General features: G+C 71.3%; 15 protein-coding genes and 1 pseudogene. 10 read left to right on the plus strand and 6 right to left on the minus strand.

The window, feature by feature from the left end; genetic code table 11:
• Positions 1-1125 precede the first annotated feature (1125 nt).
• From OHV05_RS34690 to OHV05_RS34700, 3 genes are all read left to right on the plus strand, one after another.
• Positions 1126-1845: a transglycosylase family protein gene (locus OHV05_RS34690; RefSeq protein WP_405021284.1), complete on the plus strand. Its 720-nt coding sequence runs from the start codon at positions 1126-1128 to the stop codon at positions 1843-1845.
• Positions 1846-3153: 1308 nt separating this feature from the next.
• Positions 3154-3576 carry a hypothetical protein gene (locus OHV05_RS34695; RefSeq protein WP_405021285.1) on the plus strand — a complete coding sequence of 141 codons (423 nt, stop codon included), beginning with the start codon at positions 3154-3156 and terminating at the stop codon, positions 3574-3576.
• A gap of 12 nt (positions 3577-3588) precedes the next feature.
• Positions 3589-3723: a hypothetical protein gene (locus OHV05_RS34700; RefSeq protein ID WP_405021286.1), complete on the plus strand. Its 135-nt coding sequence runs from the start codon at positions 3589-3591 to the stop codon at positions 3721-3723.
• A gap of 202 nt (positions 3724-3925) precedes the next feature.
• Here the strand turns inward: OHV05_RS34700 and OHV05_RS34705 are convergent, their stop codons facing one another.
• The gene (locus tag OHV05_RS34705) at positions 3926-4348 is read right to left on the minus strand and encodes a hypothetical protein (RefSeq protein WP_405021287.1); all 423 of its coding nucleotides are present in this window, start codon (positions 4346-4348) and stop codon (positions 3926-3928) included.
• 689 nt (positions 4349-5037) lie between these two features.
• Positions 5038-6060 carry a serine hydrolase domain-containing protein gene (locus tag OHV05_RS34710; RefSeq protein ID WP_405021288.1) on the minus strand — a complete coding sequence of 341 codons (1023 nt, stop codon included), beginning with the start codon at positions 6058-6060 and terminating at the stop codon, positions 5038-5040.
• A gap of 518 nt (positions 6061-6578) precedes the next feature.
• On the opposite strand from OHV05_RS34710, the gene OHV05_RS34715 reads away from it, so the two are divergent.
• Positions 6579-8774 carry an NB-ARC domain-containing protein gene (locus OHV05_RS34715; protein ID WP_405021289.1) on the plus strand — a complete coding sequence of 732 codons (2196 nt, stop codon included), beginning with the start codon at positions 6579-6581 and terminating at the stop codon, positions 8772-8774.
• On the opposite strand, the gene OHV05_RS34720 is transcribed toward OHV05_RS34715, so the two are convergent.
• Positions 8696-10438 carry a hypothetical protein gene (locus OHV05_RS34720; RefSeq protein ID WP_405021290.1) on the minus strand — a complete coding sequence of 581 codons (1743 nt, stop codon included), beginning with the start codon at positions 10436-10438 and terminating at the stop codon, positions 8696-8698. The two genes, OHV05_RS34715 and OHV05_RS34720, sit on opposite strands and share 79 nt — an antisense overlap.
• An 828-nt stretch (positions 10439-11266) precedes the next feature.
• Between OHV05_RS34720 and OHV05_RS34725 the strand changes: the two genes are divergently transcribed.
• A complete protein-coding gene (locus OHV05_RS34725; RefSeq protein ID WP_405021291.1) occupies positions 11267-11410 on the plus strand; it encodes a hypothetical protein in 144 nt (47 codons plus the stop codon).
• 62 nt (positions 11411-11472) lie between these two features.
• Positions 11473-11940: a hypothetical protein gene (locus tag OHV05_RS34730; protein WP_405021292.1), complete on the plus strand. Its 468-nt coding sequence runs from the start codon at positions 11473-11475 to the stop codon at positions 11938-11940.
• Between the two features lie 128 nt (positions 11941-12068).
• Here OHV05_RS34730 and OHV05_RS34735 read toward each other — a convergent pair whose 3' ends face one another.
• Positions 12069-12434, minus strand: a complete 366-nt coding sequence (locus OHV05_RS34735; RefSeq protein ID WP_405021293.1) for a hypothetical protein — start codon at positions 12432-12434, stop codon at positions 12069-12071.
• A gap of 688 nt (positions 12435-13122) precedes the next feature.
• Here OHV05_RS34735 and OHV05_RS34740 point away from each other — a divergent pair.
• The 4 genes from OHV05_RS34740 to OHV05_RS34755 all read left to right on the plus strand — a co-directional run bounded on the left by OHV05_RS34740 (position 13123) and on the right by OHV05_RS34755 (position 16541).
• Positions 13123-13410, plus strand: a complete 288-nt coding sequence (locus tag OHV05_RS34740; protein ID WP_405021294.1) for a hypothetical protein — start codon at positions 13123-13125, stop codon at positions 13408-13410.
• Positions 13411-13618: 208 nt separating this feature from the next.
• Positions 13619-13837 (plus strand): ferredoxin, encoded by a 219-nt coding sequence (locus OHV05_RS34745; RefSeq protein WP_405021295.1) that lies wholly within the window; start codon positions 13619-13621, stop codon positions 13835-13837.
• 93 nt (positions 13838-13930) lie between these two features.
• Positions 13931-15139 (plus strand): cytochrome P450, encoded by a 1209-nt coding sequence (locus OHV05_RS34750; protein ID WP_405021296.1) that lies wholly within the window; start codon positions 13931-13933, stop codon positions 15137-15139.
• Between the two features lie 268 nt (positions 15140-15407).
• Positions 15408-16541, plus strand: a complete 1134-nt coding sequence (locus OHV05_RS34755) for a hypothetical protein (RefSeq protein ID WP_405021297.1) — start codon at positions 15408-15410, stop codon at positions 16539-16541.
• A gap of 6 nt (positions 16542-16547) precedes the next feature.
• On the opposite strand, the gene OHV05_RS34760 is transcribed toward OHV05_RS34755, so the two are convergent.
• Positions 16548-16727 carry a hypothetical protein gene (locus OHV05_RS34760; RefSeq protein ID WP_405021298.1) on the minus strand — a complete coding sequence of 60 codons (180 nt, stop codon included), beginning with the start codon at positions 16725-16727 and terminating at the stop codon, positions 16548-16550.
• A pseudogene (locus OHV05_RS34765) lies at positions 16724-17574 on the minus strand (IS5 family transposase). Before OHV05_RS34765 ends, OHV05_RS34760 begins: the two are co-directional and overlap by 4 nt.
• Positions 17575-18129: the final 555 nt, after the last annotated feature.

An 18129-nucleotide genomic window follows, 5' to 3' on the forward strand; every position in this document is an offset into this window, starting at 1 on the left:
CGACGAACTGACCACGGCAAGAGGTCGGTCGACGTCCTGGTCGGCCGGCCCATCCCGTCGCCGCACCTGAAGGAGGGTCTGGGCCCACGAGCGGCGCGGGTTTCGGGCCGCACGTACGCGGCTGGTCACGGACGGACTCGTATTCCGGGCTCGCACTGGCGGCGGCAGTGCCCGTGGCGGCGGGTCGAGGGCAGGGCACTCCCTGATGCCGCCCCGCCAACCGCACCGGCGGCGACGCGGGCCCGGTGTTCCGGCCCGGCGCGTGGTTGCGCAAGCTGGACAAGGCCCGCACCGACGGCAAGCTGACGGCCCAGCAGACCACCCTGCTGGACGCGCTCCGCCCTGACCGAAAGCCCAGACCGCCCGAAGGGAACCCAATGGACGAGGACAGCCCGACCAGCCGTTCCCGCTGGTGCTCCACCGCCACACCGACGGCGAGCTCATGATGCCCGCCTCCCACGTCACCGGCCTGCAGCGCCACACCGCAGACGACTACCCGGGCTGACCCACTTCCTGCACGCAGCACTGCGGATCTCCCGGGGCACGGCCAACGCCTCTCACAGCAAACCGGCCACGTCCCGGGCCCTCCCGATCCGAGACCAGAAGGACACTCCAGCATGGCGACCGCACTCCCTGACCGGGCTCCGGGGAGACGGTTGTGAGGGCGGCCACTGCGGGCGCCGCCGTGATCACCGCGAATCCGACCATCCGTGCCCGCGTCCTCGCGCTGGGTCGACGATGTGCCCGGCGTCACCAGCCGCGAGGGGTGACGGCGGGCACAGTGGGGCCCTGAACGATCGTCCGGAGGACCTGCCAGGCCCTTGAAATCGGGGGTCCGGTCCCGGCCGTACCTTCGGTAACCCCGCTCTGAGCTGCCCTTTCACCGAAATGCTTGCCCGGAGCCCCCGATGGCTCGTAGCTTCGTAACCAGTGCACAGCGCACCACCCGGGTCCACCACCCGCAGCCCCCGCCCACGAGGCGGCCGGGTATACGCGGTGAAGGTGACCGGGGCGGCAGTCCGCGTCGGACACGTGAGCAGCCGCCCGCTGCGTGCGACATCCCGGAGTACACCCCCGTGCGGGGCCGCTCCGTGCTGTCCACCCGGGGCTTCCGAGAGGATCTGTATGACCTTCCGTAACGAGACCACCACTGCCACCACCTCCGCCAAGCGCAACCGCCTGCGGATGGTCCTGATGGGCGGCGCTGTGGCCGCTCTCCCGGTGGCGGGCCTCGTCACGGCCACTTCGGCCTCTGCCGCGTCAAGCTCGACCTGGGACGCCGTCGCCCAGTGCGAGAGCACCGGCAACTGGAACATCAACACGGGCAACGGCTTCTCCGGCGGCCTGCAGTTCACCCCGAGCACCTGGGCCGCGTTCGGCGGTACCCAGTACGCCGGCTCCGCCGACCAGGCGAGCAAGGGCCAGCAGATCGCCGTCGCCGAGAAGGTGCTCGCCTCCCAGGGCCCCGGCGCCTGGCCGGTCTGCTCCGTCAAGGCCGGCCTGACCAAGGGCGGCTCCGCGGCCCAGGTCGACACCTCCGCGGCCGCCGCCCCGGCGAAGTCCACCAAGTCGGCGGACCAGACCACCAAGGCCGCTCCGAAGAACGACACCTCGGCGGCCTCGCGCGGCACCGAGCGCAAGCCCGTCGAGAAGACCGCCCCGGCTGCTCCGGCCGCCCCCGTGCAGAAGAGCACCGGTGGCAGCTACACCGTCAAGAGCGGTGACACCCTGAACGCCATTGCCGCCGCCCACGGCGTGAACGTCAACACCCTCTACACCGACAACTCCGCGGTCATCGGTGGCGACATCGACCTGATCCTGCCCGGCCAGGTGCTGAGCATCTGACCTGACGGTCGGTACACGGGTACGACGGAGCCTCCCTTCCCTGACCTCGGTCAGCGAAGGGAGGCTCCGTCGTACCCGTGACGTGCACCCGGGCGGTGTGATCAGGTGAAACGGAGCAGCGGCCGGGCACCAGGCGCCGGCCACGGCGAGCGCCCCGATCAGGGCGCGCGGCTGCTCCTGCTCCACACCGTCCGGTACCTATGTCCCCACGGCCCGGGCACCACAGGGTGAAGACGTCGGGGCGGCCGGGCCTGTACACAGCCTGGCCGCCCTGCTCCTGAAACAGCACACTGACCCTCATGGCACACAGGTTGTTGTGCCGCGCCTGGCCGTTGACGGCGCACAGCCGCCGCGACGCCCCGAAGGGGGTGAATGTGCCTGCGCTCCGTAGTGGCCAGGGTTTGCATGGTGATGACCATGAGTTCGGCGGGAGCGCCCAGGTCCCGGAGGACTGTGTGCTGCCGCCCGAGAAGAAGGCGGTACTCGGCCTCGCTGTCGGGGTAGCGCTTCGAGCCCGGCAGGTAGTGGAACCGCACCCACCGCTCTCTGAACGCCTCAGACAGGAGGTGCCCAACCGGATGGCACGTCCCCCAGCGAACCTGCCACGCGGCCGAGAGCGTCTCCATGTCCACCACCTGCTCCGCGCCTGCTCCCATGGGTTCCCTACCGTTCGTTCGCACCGGCGTGACGCGGTCGTCACGCTTCGAGCTGCGGGTGACCCGCTGCTCGCGCCTACCGTACGTGCGCCGATCAGCAGGGTGAGAGGCGCCGGCCAACGGGGCTGAACAGTCTGGCCACCCTGCCTGCAAAGCTGGCCATCTACCGTGGAAGGGCACAGAGGCCCCGAAGAGGACAAGCGGCGTTCCACCGAACCGCGACGTTTCCAGAGGTCAGCGACCGGTTCCACCTGCGGCAGGGCCTGTCTCGCCGCATTGAGGAAGTCGCTGCCGCCCACCGGGGTTGTCGGCCCGCCGCGCTTCCGCCTGCGGAACCGGCCAGGTCAGAGATGCTCGCCGATGCGGAGCGCGTTGCCGGCCAGGCCCTGTGGTGACAGTCGCAGGGCCAGCGCTCGTAGCGCTCGGATTGATTTCCCTGGCCTCGGGCCTCAAAGCCGAGGGCTGGGCCGGTACCTGAGCGGCTTGGCGGACCTGGACGAGATCGACACTGAGGTGTTGGCGGCCGGTCGGGGGCGTGTTTGGCCTGAATGCCTGTTTCTGGGTTTCCCGTGCGGTGTTCCCCTGCATGGGGCGGGGATACTGAGGCGGACATTTCCGCTGGCCCTGCAGGGTCCCACGCTCCGGAGACGACATGCCCAAGCTCCTCACCACGGCCTTCAGTACCGCCGCACTGACCGCGGGCCTGCTTCTCGGGGCTCCTGCCGCTGGTGCCCAGGCCGCCGCGTATCCGACCAGTTCCTTCGACGTCACCTACGGGAACACGTACACCCGGGGCACGATCACTTGGTACAACCGGCAGGTCGTCGTGTCCGGCGAGCACAAGTCGGTCAGTGCGACGAGCTGCCGCGGCACCACGGCTTTCGGTGTCGACTCCCAGAACCACGACGTGGCGGTCAACTTCAGCGACCACGGGGTGTGCGGTGCCAGCGCGAAGTTCAGTTTTCCCGTGACCTTCTACCAGGCCGGAGTCGGCGTCGTCCGCATCTGCCTCGACAACGGCGCGGAGCACCCTCCCGTCGCCTACCTGAAGTGTGCGCGCTACGGCCGCCCCTGACAGGTCGGCGCGGTGCCCGCCATTGTCAACCTCGGCGGCGGCTGCGGCAGTGCCAAGTTCCGTGCGCTGAAAGCTGAGTTGGTATTCAGCGCCGAGATCGCCCGCAGGGGCGTGTCGGCCCTGTTCAGGCCGGCGAGCGGTGGGTGATCGAGCGTACCCACTCGTGGATGAACGACTGCGGCGAGCTTCGGCGCTGGACCGGGAAGAGCGGCGAGGTTGTGGACTTCTCCTCTGCCTCGCCGCCACTCTCGTCACGATCCGCATGCCGATCCGCCGGGCAACGAGCTGCTACCGCTGGGACGGGCGCCCCACCAGGCGATGCCTCGAATGGTCCATGCGCCGGTTGTTCTCAGTCGGTGGGGGTGGCTGTCGGGTGGATGTTGAAGGTGATGTTGGAGAAGTCCCGTCCCAGGACGACAGGGCCGCTCTGCGAGCCCTCGACGTGGTTGTGAACCGTGCCGCCGGTGTCGCCGGTCCGGGCCAGGTCCCACCAGTTGGCGAGCAGAGTGCGGAACTCGGCGTCCATGGAGGCCCTCACCTCGAGCATCGTGATCAGCCGCTGCGCTCGCACCGGATCGGCCGGGGCGGCCTCGAACGCGGCGAGCTCTTCCTGGCCCGAGCCGATGCCAGGAGCGCCCGCAACGTCGCCGGGATCCCGATGACTGAAGGGGCGGCGGACCAGGGCCGACAACCCCTGCCACATCTGTCGGCCGGCTTCGCCGCCGACCGTTCCGGCCAGAGCCACCAGAGCTGCTGCCGAGATCGGATCCATGATGTCCCCCTGTGCGGTTCCGTTGTCGGTCCCACCCTAGGAGTTCTCGGTGGCCCGGTGCGGGTACTCCGCTGATCTGTGGATGCGCGCGTCCCAGGACCCTGGGGCTGCCTGTGATGTGCCACCGCCCCGTCAGGAGGGTTGGCGGCTGGGAGATATGAGGCACAGGCAGGCGCAGGGTGGAGGGGGAGATGTACGACAACGTCGGTGGCCAGGCTCGGGGTGGTGCCGTCTCCGGGCCTGGCACATCGGCGGGGTACATCGTCACGTGCACGCACCGGCTGCGCCGGATCGGCCTGTTCCGTTTCGGGCCCCGCCTGAACTGGGCTGCTTCGAGGACCGGTTGGCTGAGCGGGAATGCACTCTGCGGGGCACGGAGAGCCACCCGAGCAGTGGTGGGCCGCTGACCGGTATCGGAGGGACCGGCGAGACCGTGTTGGTGTTCGATATGGCCCGCGAGTTGAGTGACGGTTTCCCTGACGGGGTGCGCTGCGTTGACCTTGATGACTTGCGCCGGGACGGCGTCGTGGAGGTTGCGGACGCGCTCGGGGGGCTTCCGACCGGACCGGGAGTCGCTCCGGACGGGCTGGAACGCTCATGTGCCGGTCGCTCCAGGCAGTACTGGACCCGGACACGAGACAGAAGACCGCTCATCGTCGTTGACAGTGTCCGGTCGGCGGGCTTGTGTGTCAGTTCTGGTCGGATGCGTCGCCGTAGACGTTGTCCGGGCTGACGATCCGGGTGATGGCCCGGCCGAGCAGGGTGCTGGGGTTCTCGCCGTTCGAGGGGATGTCGGTGTTGAGCAGGATCACCATCGTCGCCTGCTGGGCGGGCAGGTAGACCGTCAGGCTCTGGTAGCCGGGTAGGGAGCCCGCGTGGCCGATCCAGCCGTGGTTGATGTCGATGCCGAGTCCGTAGGCGTCACCCGGCGCGCCGGTGGGGTGTGCGTCGAGGCGCTCCGCCTGGGTCTGCGGGGCCAGCAGTCGGCCGGTCGCGACGTTCTCCGCCCAGGCGTGCATGTCGTCGAGGTTCGAGATCATCGCGCCGGCCGCCCAGCCCCAGCTGGGGTTGAAGTCGGTGGCGTCCGCCACCGTGCCGTCCGGCGTCACGTCGGTGTAGCCGTGGGCGTGCGGCAGCGGGAACTCCGCGGCCTGCGGCAGGAAGGTGTGCTCCAGGCCGCTCGGCCGCGTGATCAGGTCCCCGATCACGTCGCTCAGGGGGCGGTGGGTGACCTTCTCGACGACCAGGCCGAGCAGCACGGTGTTGGTGTTGGAGTAGTCGAATTGCGTGCCGGGAGGGAACTGGTTGGGGTGCTCGAAGGCGATGCCGAGCAGCTCACTGGGCGACCACTGGCGGTGCGGCTCGGTCGCCAGCAGGTGCTGGAAGCCCTCGTCCTTGCTGTAGGCGAACAGGCCGCTGCGCATATCCGCGAGCTGACGCAGCGTGATGTGCTCTCCGTCGGGCACGCCGTCGACGTACGCGGAGATCGGGTCGTCCAGGCCGACCTGCCCGCGGTCGACGAGTTGGAGCAGCGCGGTGACGGTGAAGGTCTTGGTCTCGCTGCCGATCCGCATGTTCAGGTCGGTGCGCATCGGGGCGCAGTCGCTCGTGTCCGCGACGCCGAAAGCCCGTACGTAGCGTGGCTGTCCGGGCTTCCAGAGGCCCACGATCACTCCGGGGACACCGGCGTCGGTGGCCGTCCGCTGGATCACCCGGTCCAGTTCCGTCGCGGTCGCGTCCCAGGGCCGTGACGCGGCTGCCGATTGCCCGGGAACGGGTACGGCCGCCGCGGGAGCGGCAACCGGGGACAGGGAGGCCGCCGCACACGCAGAGACGACCATCGCGATGCTGAGCAGGGCAGTTCGGCCCGTCCGGATGTACATGCGTCCTTGGTAGGTCCCTCCGGGTCCTCGTCCGCAGCGCCACGCCGCCCCCCGGTACGCATTCATCCGATCGCCTCGGGCTCGCTGCGCGAAGAACTCTCGCAGGCCCTGGGCCCGGCGACCAGGTCTCCGTTCCCCGAGCGCCGGAAGAACGCGCAGACGCGCTCCCGCGCGCGAAAGTCCTCCGGCATCGCCTGCCAGGATGACGGTGGCCGTTCCGGTGACCGTCACACGTCCTGCCCGCGTTCGTCCGGGGGCGCCCTGCGGGGGACACGCGGAATCCTGCTGTCCGGGGCGCCGCTGTCCAGTACCGTGGCTGTCGGTCAGCAAGCCGGAGAGGCGGGGTCATGAGCCTGGAGGACGGCAGGTCGAACACTGGGCCGCCGGGTACCGCCAACAGTCTGTCAGGTGGCACGGTCAACGGTCCGGCCGTCCTGGCGGGAGCGGTGCACGGTGGCATCACGTTCAACTACCAGGCGGCGGCGGCCCCGGTCCCGAGCAGGCCGGACCAGGTGCCCCGCCCGCCTCGGCCGTTCGTGAACCGGCAGCAGCAGCTCGCGGATCTCGACGGACTGCTCACCTCCGGGGCGGACTGGGAGGGATGCCCCGTCGGCGTCTTCAGCGGACTCCCCGGGGTCGGGAAGACCGCGGCCGCCTACACCTGGGCCCATCGCCGTCAGGACGCCTTCCCCGACGGGCAGTTGTTCGTGGACTTCACCGCGCTGCGCGGTGGCGCCGGAGCGGACGTCTCGGAAGCCCTCGCGATGTGCCTGCGAGCACTGGGGGTGAGCGAGCAGTACCTGCCGACGGGCCTGGCCGACCGCACCGGCCTCTACCGGAGCCTGTCGGCCGACCGACGGATGCTCGTGGTGCTCGACGACGTCACCTCGCCCGGCCAGGTCACGGCGCTGGTGCCGCAGGGGCGCGGCAGCGCCGTCCTGGCCACCAGCACGAGGCGGCTGGGCGAGCTCGCGATGGCCGGTGCCGCTCTGCTTCAACTGGACGTCCTCGACCGGCAGAGCGCGGTCGAGCTGCTGGCCGGACTGTGCGGCCGGGCCCGGGTCGACGCCGAGCCGGCCGCCGCGGCCCAACTCGTCGACCTGTGCGGCAGACTGCCCGTTGCGCTGCGGATCGCCGGGGCGCGGCTGGTGATCCACGGCGGGCTGACCATCGCCGGGCTGGCCGCCGAACTCGCCGACGAGCGGAGCCGGTTGAGCCGGCTCTCGGTATCCTCCGCCCACGAGGAGCGCCCCGTGTCAGCTGCACTCGAACTTGCCCACCGCGACCTTCCGGCGCCGGCCGCCCGGCTCTACCGGGTGCTCGGCTGCCTGCCCGGCCGCACCTTCGACACGGCACTGGCGGCCGTCGCCGCCGCACTCCCCGTGCCGCAGACCCAGGATCTGCTGGACGTCCTCGAATCAGCGAGCCTGCTCAGCCGCACCGACGACGGCCGCTACCGCCTGCACGAGCTGGTCCGGCTGCATGCCCTGGAAGCGGCCCGCGAGAGCGACCCGCCGGAGACCGAGCGGCAGGTCGTCGGCCGGGTGGCCGGGCACTACCTGGTGCTCACCACCCTCGCCGACCTGGCGGTACGGGCCGACCGGCTGAGGATCACCGAGGTGACCGGACTCCTCGGCCACCGGGGCGAGGGCCGGGCGGACCCGCACGATCCGTTCGCCCGCGCGGACGACCCGGGGCAGGACGCCATCGCGTGGCTGGAGGCAGAGCGGGCCAACCTGCTCACGGTGCTCCGCGCGGCGGCCCGGTTCGGCTTCGACCGGCAGACCTGGCAGCTGGCGGAGGTGCTCACCGTCCTGTTCCTGCACCACCGGCACCTGGCCGACTGGCGGGAGTCACTCGACCTCGGTGCGGCGGCCGCCGCCAGGGACGGTCAGGCGGCCGCCGAGGCCCGGCTGCGCAGTCTGCTGTCCAGGCCCTTGCTCGACCTCGTCCGCGACGACCAGGCCCGGGAGCAGCTGGAGCAGGCGCAGCGGCTCGCCGCCGGATCCGGCCACCTCGTCCTGCAGGCGTCGGTGCAGGAGTTCTTCGGGCGGTACTGGGACCGGCACGACCCGGCCCGCGCCGTCGACGCCTACCGGGCCGCCCTGGCGATGAACATCCAGGCCGGCGAACCCCGTGGCCAGGCGCTGGCCAGGTACTTCCTCGGCTGCGCCCACAGCGCGGCCGGAGAACACGGCACCGCCGCGCGGGAGCTCACCACGGCCCGGGACAGCTTCCTGGACCTTCGGGACACGCGGATGGCGGCTCGGGCCCTGGCGGACCTCGGCCGGGCCCGGGCCCGGGCCGGCGAGGGGCCGGCCGCGATCGCGGCGCTGACCACCGCCGTCGACGAACTTCACCGGCAGAGTGCCCGCCACTACGAGGCGCAGGCCCTGGAGGACCTGGCCGGCCTGCTCACCGACCCGGGCGGGGTCGACGACCTCCTGCGGCGCGCGCTGGTCATCTACGAGGCGGGCGGCAGCCCCCGTGCGGAGGTGCTCCGAGCCCGCCTCGCGGACGGCTCCGAGGGCGGCAGGACCTGACGCAGCCGCAGTTCCTGTTCACGCTCCCCGACCCGGAGGTGGACGGAGCTGACGGCGCGTCGGCCCAGCCGCAGGCAGGCGTAGACGCCCGCCGCCGCGAGCCCGGGATCCGGCGGCGGGCCGCAGGGGGCGGTGGCCAGCAGCACACTGCCGTCCCGGAGGCCGAGCAGGCAGCCGTCCGCCACCGCGAGCGCCGCGAGCTGCGCACCGGGGAAGTCGGCCAGCAGGCCGGCGATCCGGGCCAGCCCGGTCTCCTCGGGGACCGCCGCCCCCGCCCGGAGCAGGACGGACGCGCTCTCACTGAGCCGGGGGTCCGGCTCGTCCACGTCGCAGGCGAGATGCCAGAAGAGGTGCTCCTGCTCGGCGCCCTCCACGGCCAGCCGGGCCGGGTACCGGCGGATCTCCACCTCGACCCGGTCCGTCGCCTGCCCGACCACGGTCCGCACGGACATCGCCGTGACCGGGGCCCCGGTGGTCGGCGGTGCGGGATAGGCATGGGTCCCTCGGACGGGGCCGTCGGGGACCGGCAGCCCGAGCAGGTCGTAGACCAGCCGGCGGATACGGGGCTGCGCCTCGCCGGGATCGGCGAACGCCCGCGCGGTGATCTGCGCGAACCGGCCCGGTCGGTGTTCCGTCACGGCGGCGTCGACCTGGGCCCGCAACGGGCCGGCGTCCAGCCACCGCGCCGCCGCGCGCAGCCCGTACCCCGCCGTCCGCGGCACCGACTCGGTGCCGAACGCGCCCAGCAGGAGCGGGCGGTCGACGGCGGCGCCGTACAGCGTGACCGACCCGTGGTCGCCGATCACCAGGTCTGCGGCGACCAGCGCCTGCTGCCAGCCGTTGGTCGGGTCGACCACGAGCAGGCCGGCTTCCGTCGCCGCCTGCTGCATGCTCCGGATCTGCCAGGCGCCGTGCGCCGCCCACACGTTCGGGTGCAGGACCAGGGCCACCCGGAACTCGTCGGCCGGCAGCTGGGACAGCAGCTCGGTCGGCAGGTCGGGACGGTTCGCGATGAGCGAGCCGGCACCCCAGGTGGAACTCACCAGCACCAGCCGCAGACCGTCCGGCACCCCCAACGCGGCCCGGTACCTGTCACGCCACCGGACGCTGGCCCGCAACCGGTCGAAGCAGGGGTCACCCACCAGGACGGTCCGCCCCACCGTGTTCGGACGGGCGGCGGCCAGCTGCCTCTCCTGCTCGGGGTGGGAGAGCGTGAGCCAGGCCCGACGGGTGGTCAGCAACTCGTCCGCCACCAGCCCCGAGAGCCGGGTTCCGGGGCCTGCGGAGTCCGGTACGAACTTCTGGAACCCCACGCCGTGGGGCAGTACCAGCACCGGGTAGTCGCCCGTGGGGACACCGATGTTCTCGCTGGCGGTGAGCAGCAGGTCGGGCTTGATGTCCTCCAGCTGCGCCCACGGGAGCATCCGGCAGCCGAGTGACCTCAGGAGCGCGAGCACACCGTCGTTGAACGCCGACGAGGGATCGTAGGCGAAGACGGTCGCCACCCGGGGGTCGTCGTGGACCACCGCGGGGAGCACGTCCAGCACCCGGACGAGCGAGGTGACGGTCCTGGCGGCCACCACCAGGGTCCTGGTACTCCCGAAGGTCCGCCAACGCCAGGCCTCGGGACCGACCGGGACGAGAACGCGTCCGTCAGGCTCCATCGCACACCTCCGCCCTAAGGCAGAATCGCACACAGCCCGTCAGACGTGCTCGCGGCTCGCGGCTCGCGGCTCGCGGCTCGCGGCTCGCGGCTCGCGGCTCGCGGCTCGCGGCTCGCGGCTCGCGGCTCGCGGCTCGCGGCTCGCGGCTCGCGGCTCGCGGCTCGCGGCTATTGTTCGTAGCGCACCGAGGCATTCCCGGCAACTTTTTCACCACCCGATCTTCCTTCGGAAGGTTACTTGGTGGTGCGGCAGTGGTCTATGACGCCGAGTCAGCCGGCAGCTGCGGTGGGCAGCCGTGCTGAGGGGGCGGACCTCGCGGCGGGGTTGTCGTGGCGAGTCTCTGTCCGTGTGGGGAGTCGCGGGGAAGACGGCGCGTCCTCGCCAGGCGTTCACGCTGGTGGGTGCCACCGGCGTGCTCCTCGTGCGCGGTGGTCAGCCGCTGGCCGGCCGGGCGGCCGCGGGTGGTGTCCGGGCTGGGCGTCGTCGAGCCTGGGCAACAGTGCTGCGGTCCTTGCCGGTGAGGGCGCCGTCGCGGTGACGGCTCGCAGGGAACGGCTGCGCGAGGGGACTCTGTTCGGCGTGCCGGGAGTGGGCCACCGTCGTTTAGCCTCGCCGCGGTGCGGGTGGTCCGGTGTTCAGCGGTGGTCTGTCGGCTGTCCGGGGCCGCGGCCCTGCCGCTCGGGCCGCCGGTCCGCCTGACCGAGGAGTTCAGGGCGCGGACCTGTGATCCCACCAATGGCCAGGAACTCGGTGCCACCCACCTATTCGAGCCACAGGAAATCCAGCAGGGCACCGTCGCGCGTGAGCGTCAGGACGCCGCCGTCGACTATGCCGAGCCCGTCCGGGCGGCCGGTGCCGTCACTGCCCGGCGACGCGGGCAAGCTCGAAGAGATCTGGGACGACATCATCAGCGAACTGGACAGCGACTACGGCGCCTACCAGTACGTCTCCCACGTAGGCCTCGGCGCCTGACCACCCATCACCACCCGGGCCCGGCCGACCAGGCCGGGCCCCGACCCATCGAGAGGCCGGCCGTGACCACCACGCCCACCCGCCTTCCCACCCAGGCCCGCCCCGCCCCCGACCCGCAGCCGGCTCTGGTCCTGGACCCCGGCGCCATCACCGATCCCGTTGAGCGTGAGCGGGCGCTGGCCCGGCTGCTCCGCTTTCAGGCCCAGGTCCTCACCAGTCACCTGCGCCTGGGGGAAGGCGACCGGGTCCGGCTGCTGGAGCCGGTGCACGCGACGTGGATCGACAAGGACCTGGCCGCCGAGGAGCACTGGGAGGAGGACGCCTGCACCTACGCGGATGTCCCCGTCGGCACCCTCGGCGTCGTCACCCGGGTCCGCCGCTACCCCACGCTGTTCCCGTACGTCGTCGCGTTTGACCGCGACCCCGGATGCGCCGTCCGCAGCCTCCGGATCGAGCGCACCACCGATCAGCCGCTCACCCCTGTCAGGCCGCCGGCCCCGGACACCGGCCTGCAGCCGAGCCCGCACTGACCTCCTTGGCCACCACCAGGCGGTGGTCGTTGCCGAACCGCCAGATGTGCCGTTTCGCGGTACGTGGCCAAACGGTGCACCGTAGTCGGACAGGCCGGTGGTTCCGGTTCTGAGCAGCTGTCAGCTGCTCAGCGGAGTTGGTCGGTGGACGGCAGGGAGGTCGGCATGTCGTCGGTGACCCAGGCGTACTCCAGGGCCGACAGGGTCGTGCCGCCCTCTGCCCAGAGCAGGAGTTCGCCGATGTACTCGTTGGAGCGGTCGTAGACGCTGGCACCGGCCGGCAGCAGCGTGGACGGAGCGGCCGGATGCTGCTCCAGTCCGAGGACCCGGAGGTCGACGCTCACCGACCCGGGGCCCCAGGTGGCCACCACCTCGGTGCGGTCCAACTGGCCGAGCAGAGCCGGAGCACCGGCGAAGTCGGCTTTCAGGAGGTGTTCCAGCACGGCTCGCTCGGAGGCGTTGAGGGGGCGAGGTTCGATGGGCACGGCAGACATGGGTCCATCCTCGCGGGTCGCTGCCGTCCGGCCGGCCGGTCCCGGCACAGCCCGCCGGCGGTCGGCCAACAAGGCTGAGCAGCCTGGCCGACCAGCCCGCAACGATGGCCACCTACCGTGCAAAGGCATACCGCCAGAGCCCGGGAGCGAAGGGCGTTCGACGTAGGTTGTCCCGCAGGTTCGCCCTGCCCACCCGGGCGCCCGCGACGTTTCCACAGTTCAGAGCAGCTCTGCCCGAGACCGGAAAGCCAGACAGCCCCTTCCTGTACTTCCCCGCTTGCGACGGTGCGCCGCCTGGTCTGCCTTCTCGGGGATGACGTGTCCGGATCGCTCGCCGCCGCAGGTAGCGGCGGGTCCGGCAATTGCTGTACGCCTTGTCGGCAGTGATGTTGTCAGGCGTGGTGCGAGGACGGCCGGTCGTGAGACGCGGAGCCCGGATCTTGTCCATGACGGGCTCGACCTGGGTGCAGGCGGCGCATTGTCCCGGCGTGATGACCAGGGACAACGCCCGGCAGTGGCCCTCCGCGCTCAGGTGGATCTTGGTGGTGCGACCGCCTCGGGACCGTCCGTGGGCCTCGCCGCCCGCCCGCCCGGGCGGGCGGCGGGCCGGGGCGCGGCCCGTGGGTGATGCTCGGCAAGACCTTCAAGGGACCGACCGACCGGGACGCTCGCCCGGCAGGCCGCCGAGTTGCCCGCCCGGGAGACCGGGCGGGACGCCCGGGCGCTGCTGGTCTGGCCGGAACTGGTCGTCGAGGTCGCCTTCGACGGCCTCCAGCGCAGTCCCCGCTACCCTGCGAGTGCAGTCCTTGCTGCCCCGCCAGCGCAGTCTCTGCTGCCCCGCCAGTGCAGTATCCGCTATCCCGCCGGGCCGGCCCTGCGGTTCGCCCGGGTGGTGCGCTACCGGCCGGACAAGAGCGCCGCCGAGGCCGAAACGGGTTCCTCTGTACGGGAGTTGGCCACCGTCGAAGGCTTGTGAGGCCGTCCGCGCGGCCGGGTCCGCCGACCTGTCCGGCGAAGTACTCACGGACTGAAACGCCTTGCGCCGCAATGGGGTTCACACACAGGGGTCGAATCAGCCATTCCCGATCCGGCCACCGTGGTTGGACCAGTGACGGTTAGGTTGACCGTGACAACGAGAGGCGGCCGCCGGTCAGCCGGCGCCGCCCTGGCGAAAGGTGCCCGACATGCAGGTGAGCGTCGACCGGGACCGTTGCTGCAGCTCCGGCATGTGCGTGACGAACGCCCCCGCGGTCTTCGAGCAGGACGACCGGGACAGTCTCGTGAGGCTCCGTCAGACCGTCCTGCTGCCCGAGCAGTTCGACGACGTCCTGCTCGCCTCCGAGCTCTGTCCGGGCCGGGCGATCACCGTCACCGGGGACGAGCCCGCGCGGACCGGGGTCTGACGGACCCCCGCCGCCGGCCCCGCAGGCCGCGCCGGGAACCGTCCCGGGCCGCGAACCCCACGAGAACACCCGCGACGTGAGGAGACCCCAGCCTTGACCACCGCACCCACCACCCCCGTCCTCCCACTGCCGGCCCCGCACGCCGCCGGCGGCTGCCCGTTCAGCCCGCCGCCCGCGTACCCCGAGGCCGCCGCCACCGGGCCGATGACCAGGGCCGAGCTGCCCGACGGCGACCTCTGCTGGCTGGTCACCGGCTTCGCCGAGGTCCGCACCGTGCTGTCCGACCGCCGGTTCAGCGCCGACATACGCCACCCGACCTTCCCGCTGCTGATCGCCGGCGCCCGCTCGCTGATCACCGACAATCCGGACTTCCTGCGGCTGGACGACCCCGAGCACGCCCGCCAGCGCCGCATGATCACCGGGGAGTTCCTGGTCAAGCGGGTGGAGGCGCTGCGCCCGGAGATCCAGCGGATCGTGGACGGGGCACTGGACCGGATGACCGCAGGCCGGACCACGGCCGACCTGGTCACCGACTTCGCGCTGCCGGTGCCCTCGCTGGTGATCTGCCTGCTGCTCGGCGTGCCGTACGAGGACCACGACCGCTTCCAGAGCCTGAGCCGCACGATGCTCAGCCGGGAGAGCACCGTGGAGCAGCTCCGGGAGGCCCAGGAGGAGGTCCGGGCCTACCTTCGCGACCTGACGGACCGCAAGCGCGCACAGCCGGAGGACGATGCCCTCAGCCGACTCGCGGCGCGGGACGACCTGACCCCGGACGACGTGGCCGGCATGGGCGTGCTGCTGCTGATCGCCGGGCACGACACGACCGCGAGCATGATCTCGCTGTCGACCGCGCTGCTGCTGGAGCACCCCGAGCAGATCCCCGGCCTGGCCGACCCGGCCACCCTGCCGGGCGCGGTGGAGGAGTTGTTGCGGCTGCTGACCATCGTGCACACCGGCCTGCCCCGGGTGGCGCTGGAGGACGTGGAGCTGGGCGGCGTCACCGTCCGGGCCGGGGAGGGCGTGATGGCGCTGCTCTCCACCGCCAACCGGGACGAGGCGGTGTTCGGCGGCGCCGACCATCGGGCGACGGACGAGCTGGACCTGCACCGGGACGCCCGGCGGCAGCTGGCGTTCGGCTTCGGGGTGCACCAGTGCCTGGGCCAGCCGCTGGCCCGCGCCGAACTCCAGATCGCCCTGGAGACGCTGTTCCGCCGGCTGCCGGGGCTGCGGCTGACCGGCGAGCGCGAGTTCCGTACCGACTCGTTCATCTACGGGATGCGGTCACTGCCCGTGACCTGGTGAGGGGTCACCCTCCTCGATCTCGACCTCGCCGCCTCCCTGGCACCGGCCAAGGAGAACACCTGGGCCGAGGCCCACACCCGCTACGCCGCAGCCCCCACTCCGGAGCGCCCTGACGGCGCGGTCGTCGCCACTGCCGACCTCGCCCGCCGGAAAGGCCAGCCGATCCGGATCATCGACCTGACGCCCTGAGCTGACGACCCCTCACGAGCAGGCCCGCGCCGCAAAGGCACGGGTCTGCTCGGCGCCCACCGCCTGGGACGAAGTCCCGGTGAAGATGGTGAACAGAACCACCCTGCTGGACGACTGCAAGTCCTACCTTCACCGGCGCTGGAACGAGGGCTTCCGCAACGCCAGCCAGCTCTACCGGGAAGTGCAGGCCCTCGGCTACCAGGGCAGCCGGGACGGCGTCGGCCGCTACATCCGCCTGCTCAAGGGAACCACCGTCGTGCCACCAGCACCTCGCTCCGCCTCCAGGCCCCGCCGAATCCTGAAGTGGATCACCATCCGGCCAGAGCTCCTACGGCTCGACGAGGCCCTCGACCTCAAGGAGATCCACGCCGTCTGCCCTGAGCTGGAGGCCGCCACCGGCCACGTCCGCGGTTTTGCCGACATGATGACCAACCTCCGCGGCCACGAACTGCCCCACTGGATCAGCGGCGTCCTGCGCGACGGTCTGCCGGCAATCCGGGTGGGCGCCCAGGGACTCCACTACGACGAGAGAGCCGTCATCGCCGGCCTGTCCCTTCCCTGGGGCTCGGGTCAGGTCGAAGGTCAGGTGACGCGAGTGATTCTGTGGAATCCAAGCTCTCAAGTGGCACCGAGGAGCCTGCCGCTTCGAATAACTGCTGGCCGGTTGGGCCGCGGGCCGGAAGACTCAGCTGCTGTGAACATGGGGATCTCCGGTTTCAAGCCGTCCTTCCTGATCGGGATCGAGGCGGTCCGGCAGGCACACGGATCACGTCTGACGACGCTCGTTGGTAGGCGGCTGGCGCGGTGCGCCCTGGTGCGCTTCATCGAGGACGGAGACTGGTTCGCCGACTGCCCGGTGGTGCTGGACTTTGACGACCTCCAGGTGGAGGTTTGCCACTCGAAGCTCGACGAGCTCTCGATCGGCTGGAACACGATCGACACCGCAGCGCCCATCGCCGGGTTGGAGTGGTCCGAGCTCACGCCCCAGTGGTCTCACGGCGATGAACGCCTCGAACCCTTCGTCGGTCAGGAACTGTGCGAGGTCGCGCTGCTTGAGTGGCGGCCAACAGAGCATGACCTGGCAGCCGGAACGGTGGCAGTGGAGTTCGCTTTCGCCGACGGCTGTCTGCGGATCGTCAACGGCCTCGACGAGAACCGCATCGAGAGAGGTGCGGCCCAACCGGAATACATCCGGCACAGGCTGGGCCGCTGATCGCTACTACTTGGTCGGCGTGAGGCCGTTGATGACCTTGCCGGTGTTGACGATCTCGGCGAGGCGGGCCTCGACCTCGGCCAGGGCGCCGGTGAGTTGGTCAATCTGTGCGCGCAGGCCGTCGGCGCGTGCGGCGGTCTCGTCGTGTTCGACCTGCAACAGCCGCAGGAGTTCGGTGACGTTCACGCGGCCAGCTCGACGTCGTCGCGCCAGGCGGGGCTGGGGGTGGTGAGGCGGCGGAGCATGCCGGCGGTGGAGGCCCAGTAGATGCGGGAGGCGGCGTTGTCGGGCCGGTGGTCGTAGTCACGGGCGAGGCGCCGGTGGAGCATGAGGGTGCCGTTGACCTGCTCGACCACCCACCGCTGTCGCGGAACGAACCCTTTGCCCCCGTCGTCGGGGTTGCGCCGGACCACCTCGACGGTGCTGTCCTTCAACGCCCCGTGGATGATCACGGCGTCCTTGAAGCCCTGGTCGACCAAGGCCTTCTCCAGGCGCATCCCGCACCGTTCGGCCGCCTGGTCGAGCAGGGCGATGCCGGCCTCGTTGTCGTGCGCACCGGCGGCCAGGACCACCACACCGATGACCAGGCCCAGCACGTCGACGGCCAGTCCTCGCTCCCTGCCGGGCGTCTTCTTGTTCGCGTCCATTCCGTCGTCTCCTTCGGCACTCCCGCCGCCACGCGGACGGACTGGGTGTCGATGATCACCAGGGACGGGTCCTCTAATCGCCGGGCGCGCTCCCGCACCTGACAGCGGAGGATCTCCTGAATCCGCTGGTCAAGACCGTCCTGGCGCCACAGGGTGAAGTAGTAGAACACCGCCGACCAGGCCGGTAGGTCGTGTGGCAGGAGCCGCCACTGACAGCCCGTCCGGTTCTGGTACAGCAGCGCGTTCACGACCTCGCGCAGGTCGCAGGAGCCCGGGTCCCCGGTCGCCGAGCGCGACACCCGCTCCAGCTTCCAGGCGGTGACCAGCGGCTCGATCAAGGCCCACTGCCCGTCGGACAAGTCTGTTGAGTACGGCATCCGTTCCACGCCCCGACCCCATCATGCACACGACACGCAAGTCAGTCCAAATGCCTCCGTACCCACGAACGGGCGACACCAGATCATCCAGAAGGCCGCCTTCGAGAAGGCCCTGGCCCGGGACGGCGAGCGCACCCACGACCTGCGCCTGTGGCCCGCCCTCTACCCGCCCACCGGCCACGAGGGCCCCCACCGTCGCCCTCATCTTCGAAGCCGGCCGCAAGCGCGCCCGCCCCGGCACCAAGCCCCTCACCGCCGAACAGCGACAGGAGAAGCAGAAGCCGGACAACGACCGGTTGAAGCACCGCAGCTACACGGTGGAGACCACCTCGAAGTCCACCTGGTACGTGCCCCCGTACCGGGGAGAGGGGATCACCGCCCGCGACCACCACCGCGCGCTGCCGGTCGTGGCCACCCACCCTGCCACTGCTGCGCACTCGCAGGGCCGATGCCCCGATCTGGCGCCGCTTCGGCTGCCTCGGCTGGCACACTCTCACCGACGCGCTCGACAACCCCGACGGCGACCAACTGCTGCGCACCGAGCGGGCCGCCGCCGAGCGGGCC

Source organism: Kitasatospora sp. NBC_00070, from assembly GCF_045041205.1.
Taxonomy (GTDB): domain Bacteria; phylum Actinomycetota; class Actinomycetes; order Streptomycetales; family Streptomycetaceae; genus Kitasatospora.

Bases quoted from the DNA above. Each gene is read 5' to 3' on its own strand.
- OHV05_RS34695 (WP_405021285.1), top strand. From the start codon at position 3,154: ATGCCCAAGCTCCTCACCACGGCCTTCAGTACCGCCGCACTGACCGCG.
- OHV05_RS34745 (WP_405021295.1), top strand. From the start codon at position 13,619: ATGCAGGTGAGCGTCGACCGGGACCGTTGCTGCAGCTCCGGCATGTGC.
- OHV05_RS34705 (WP_405021287.1), bottom strand. From the start codon at position 4,348: ATGGATCCGATCTCGGCAGCAGCTCTGGTGGCTCTGGCCGGAACGGTC.
- OHV05_RS34725 (WP_405021291.1), top strand. From the start codon at position 11,267: ATGCCGAGCCCGTCCGGGCGGCCGGTGCCGTCACTGCCCGGCGACGCG.
- OHV05_RS34690 (WP_405021284.1), top strand. From the start codon at position 1,126: ATGACCTTCCGTAACGAGACCACCACTGCCACCACCTCCGCCAAGCGC.
- OHV05_RS34735 (WP_405021293.1), bottom strand. From the start codon at position 12,434: ATGTCTGCCGTGCCCATCGAACCTCGCCCCCTCAACGCCTCCGAGCGA.
- OHV05_RS34715 (WP_405021289.1), top strand. From the start codon at position 6,579: ATGAGCCTGGAGGACGGCAGGTCGAACACTGGGCCGCCGGGTACCGCC.
- OHV05_RS34720 (WP_405021290.1), bottom strand. From the start codon at position 10,438: ATGGAGCCTGACGGACGCGTTCTCGTCCCGGTCGGTCCCGAGGCCTGG.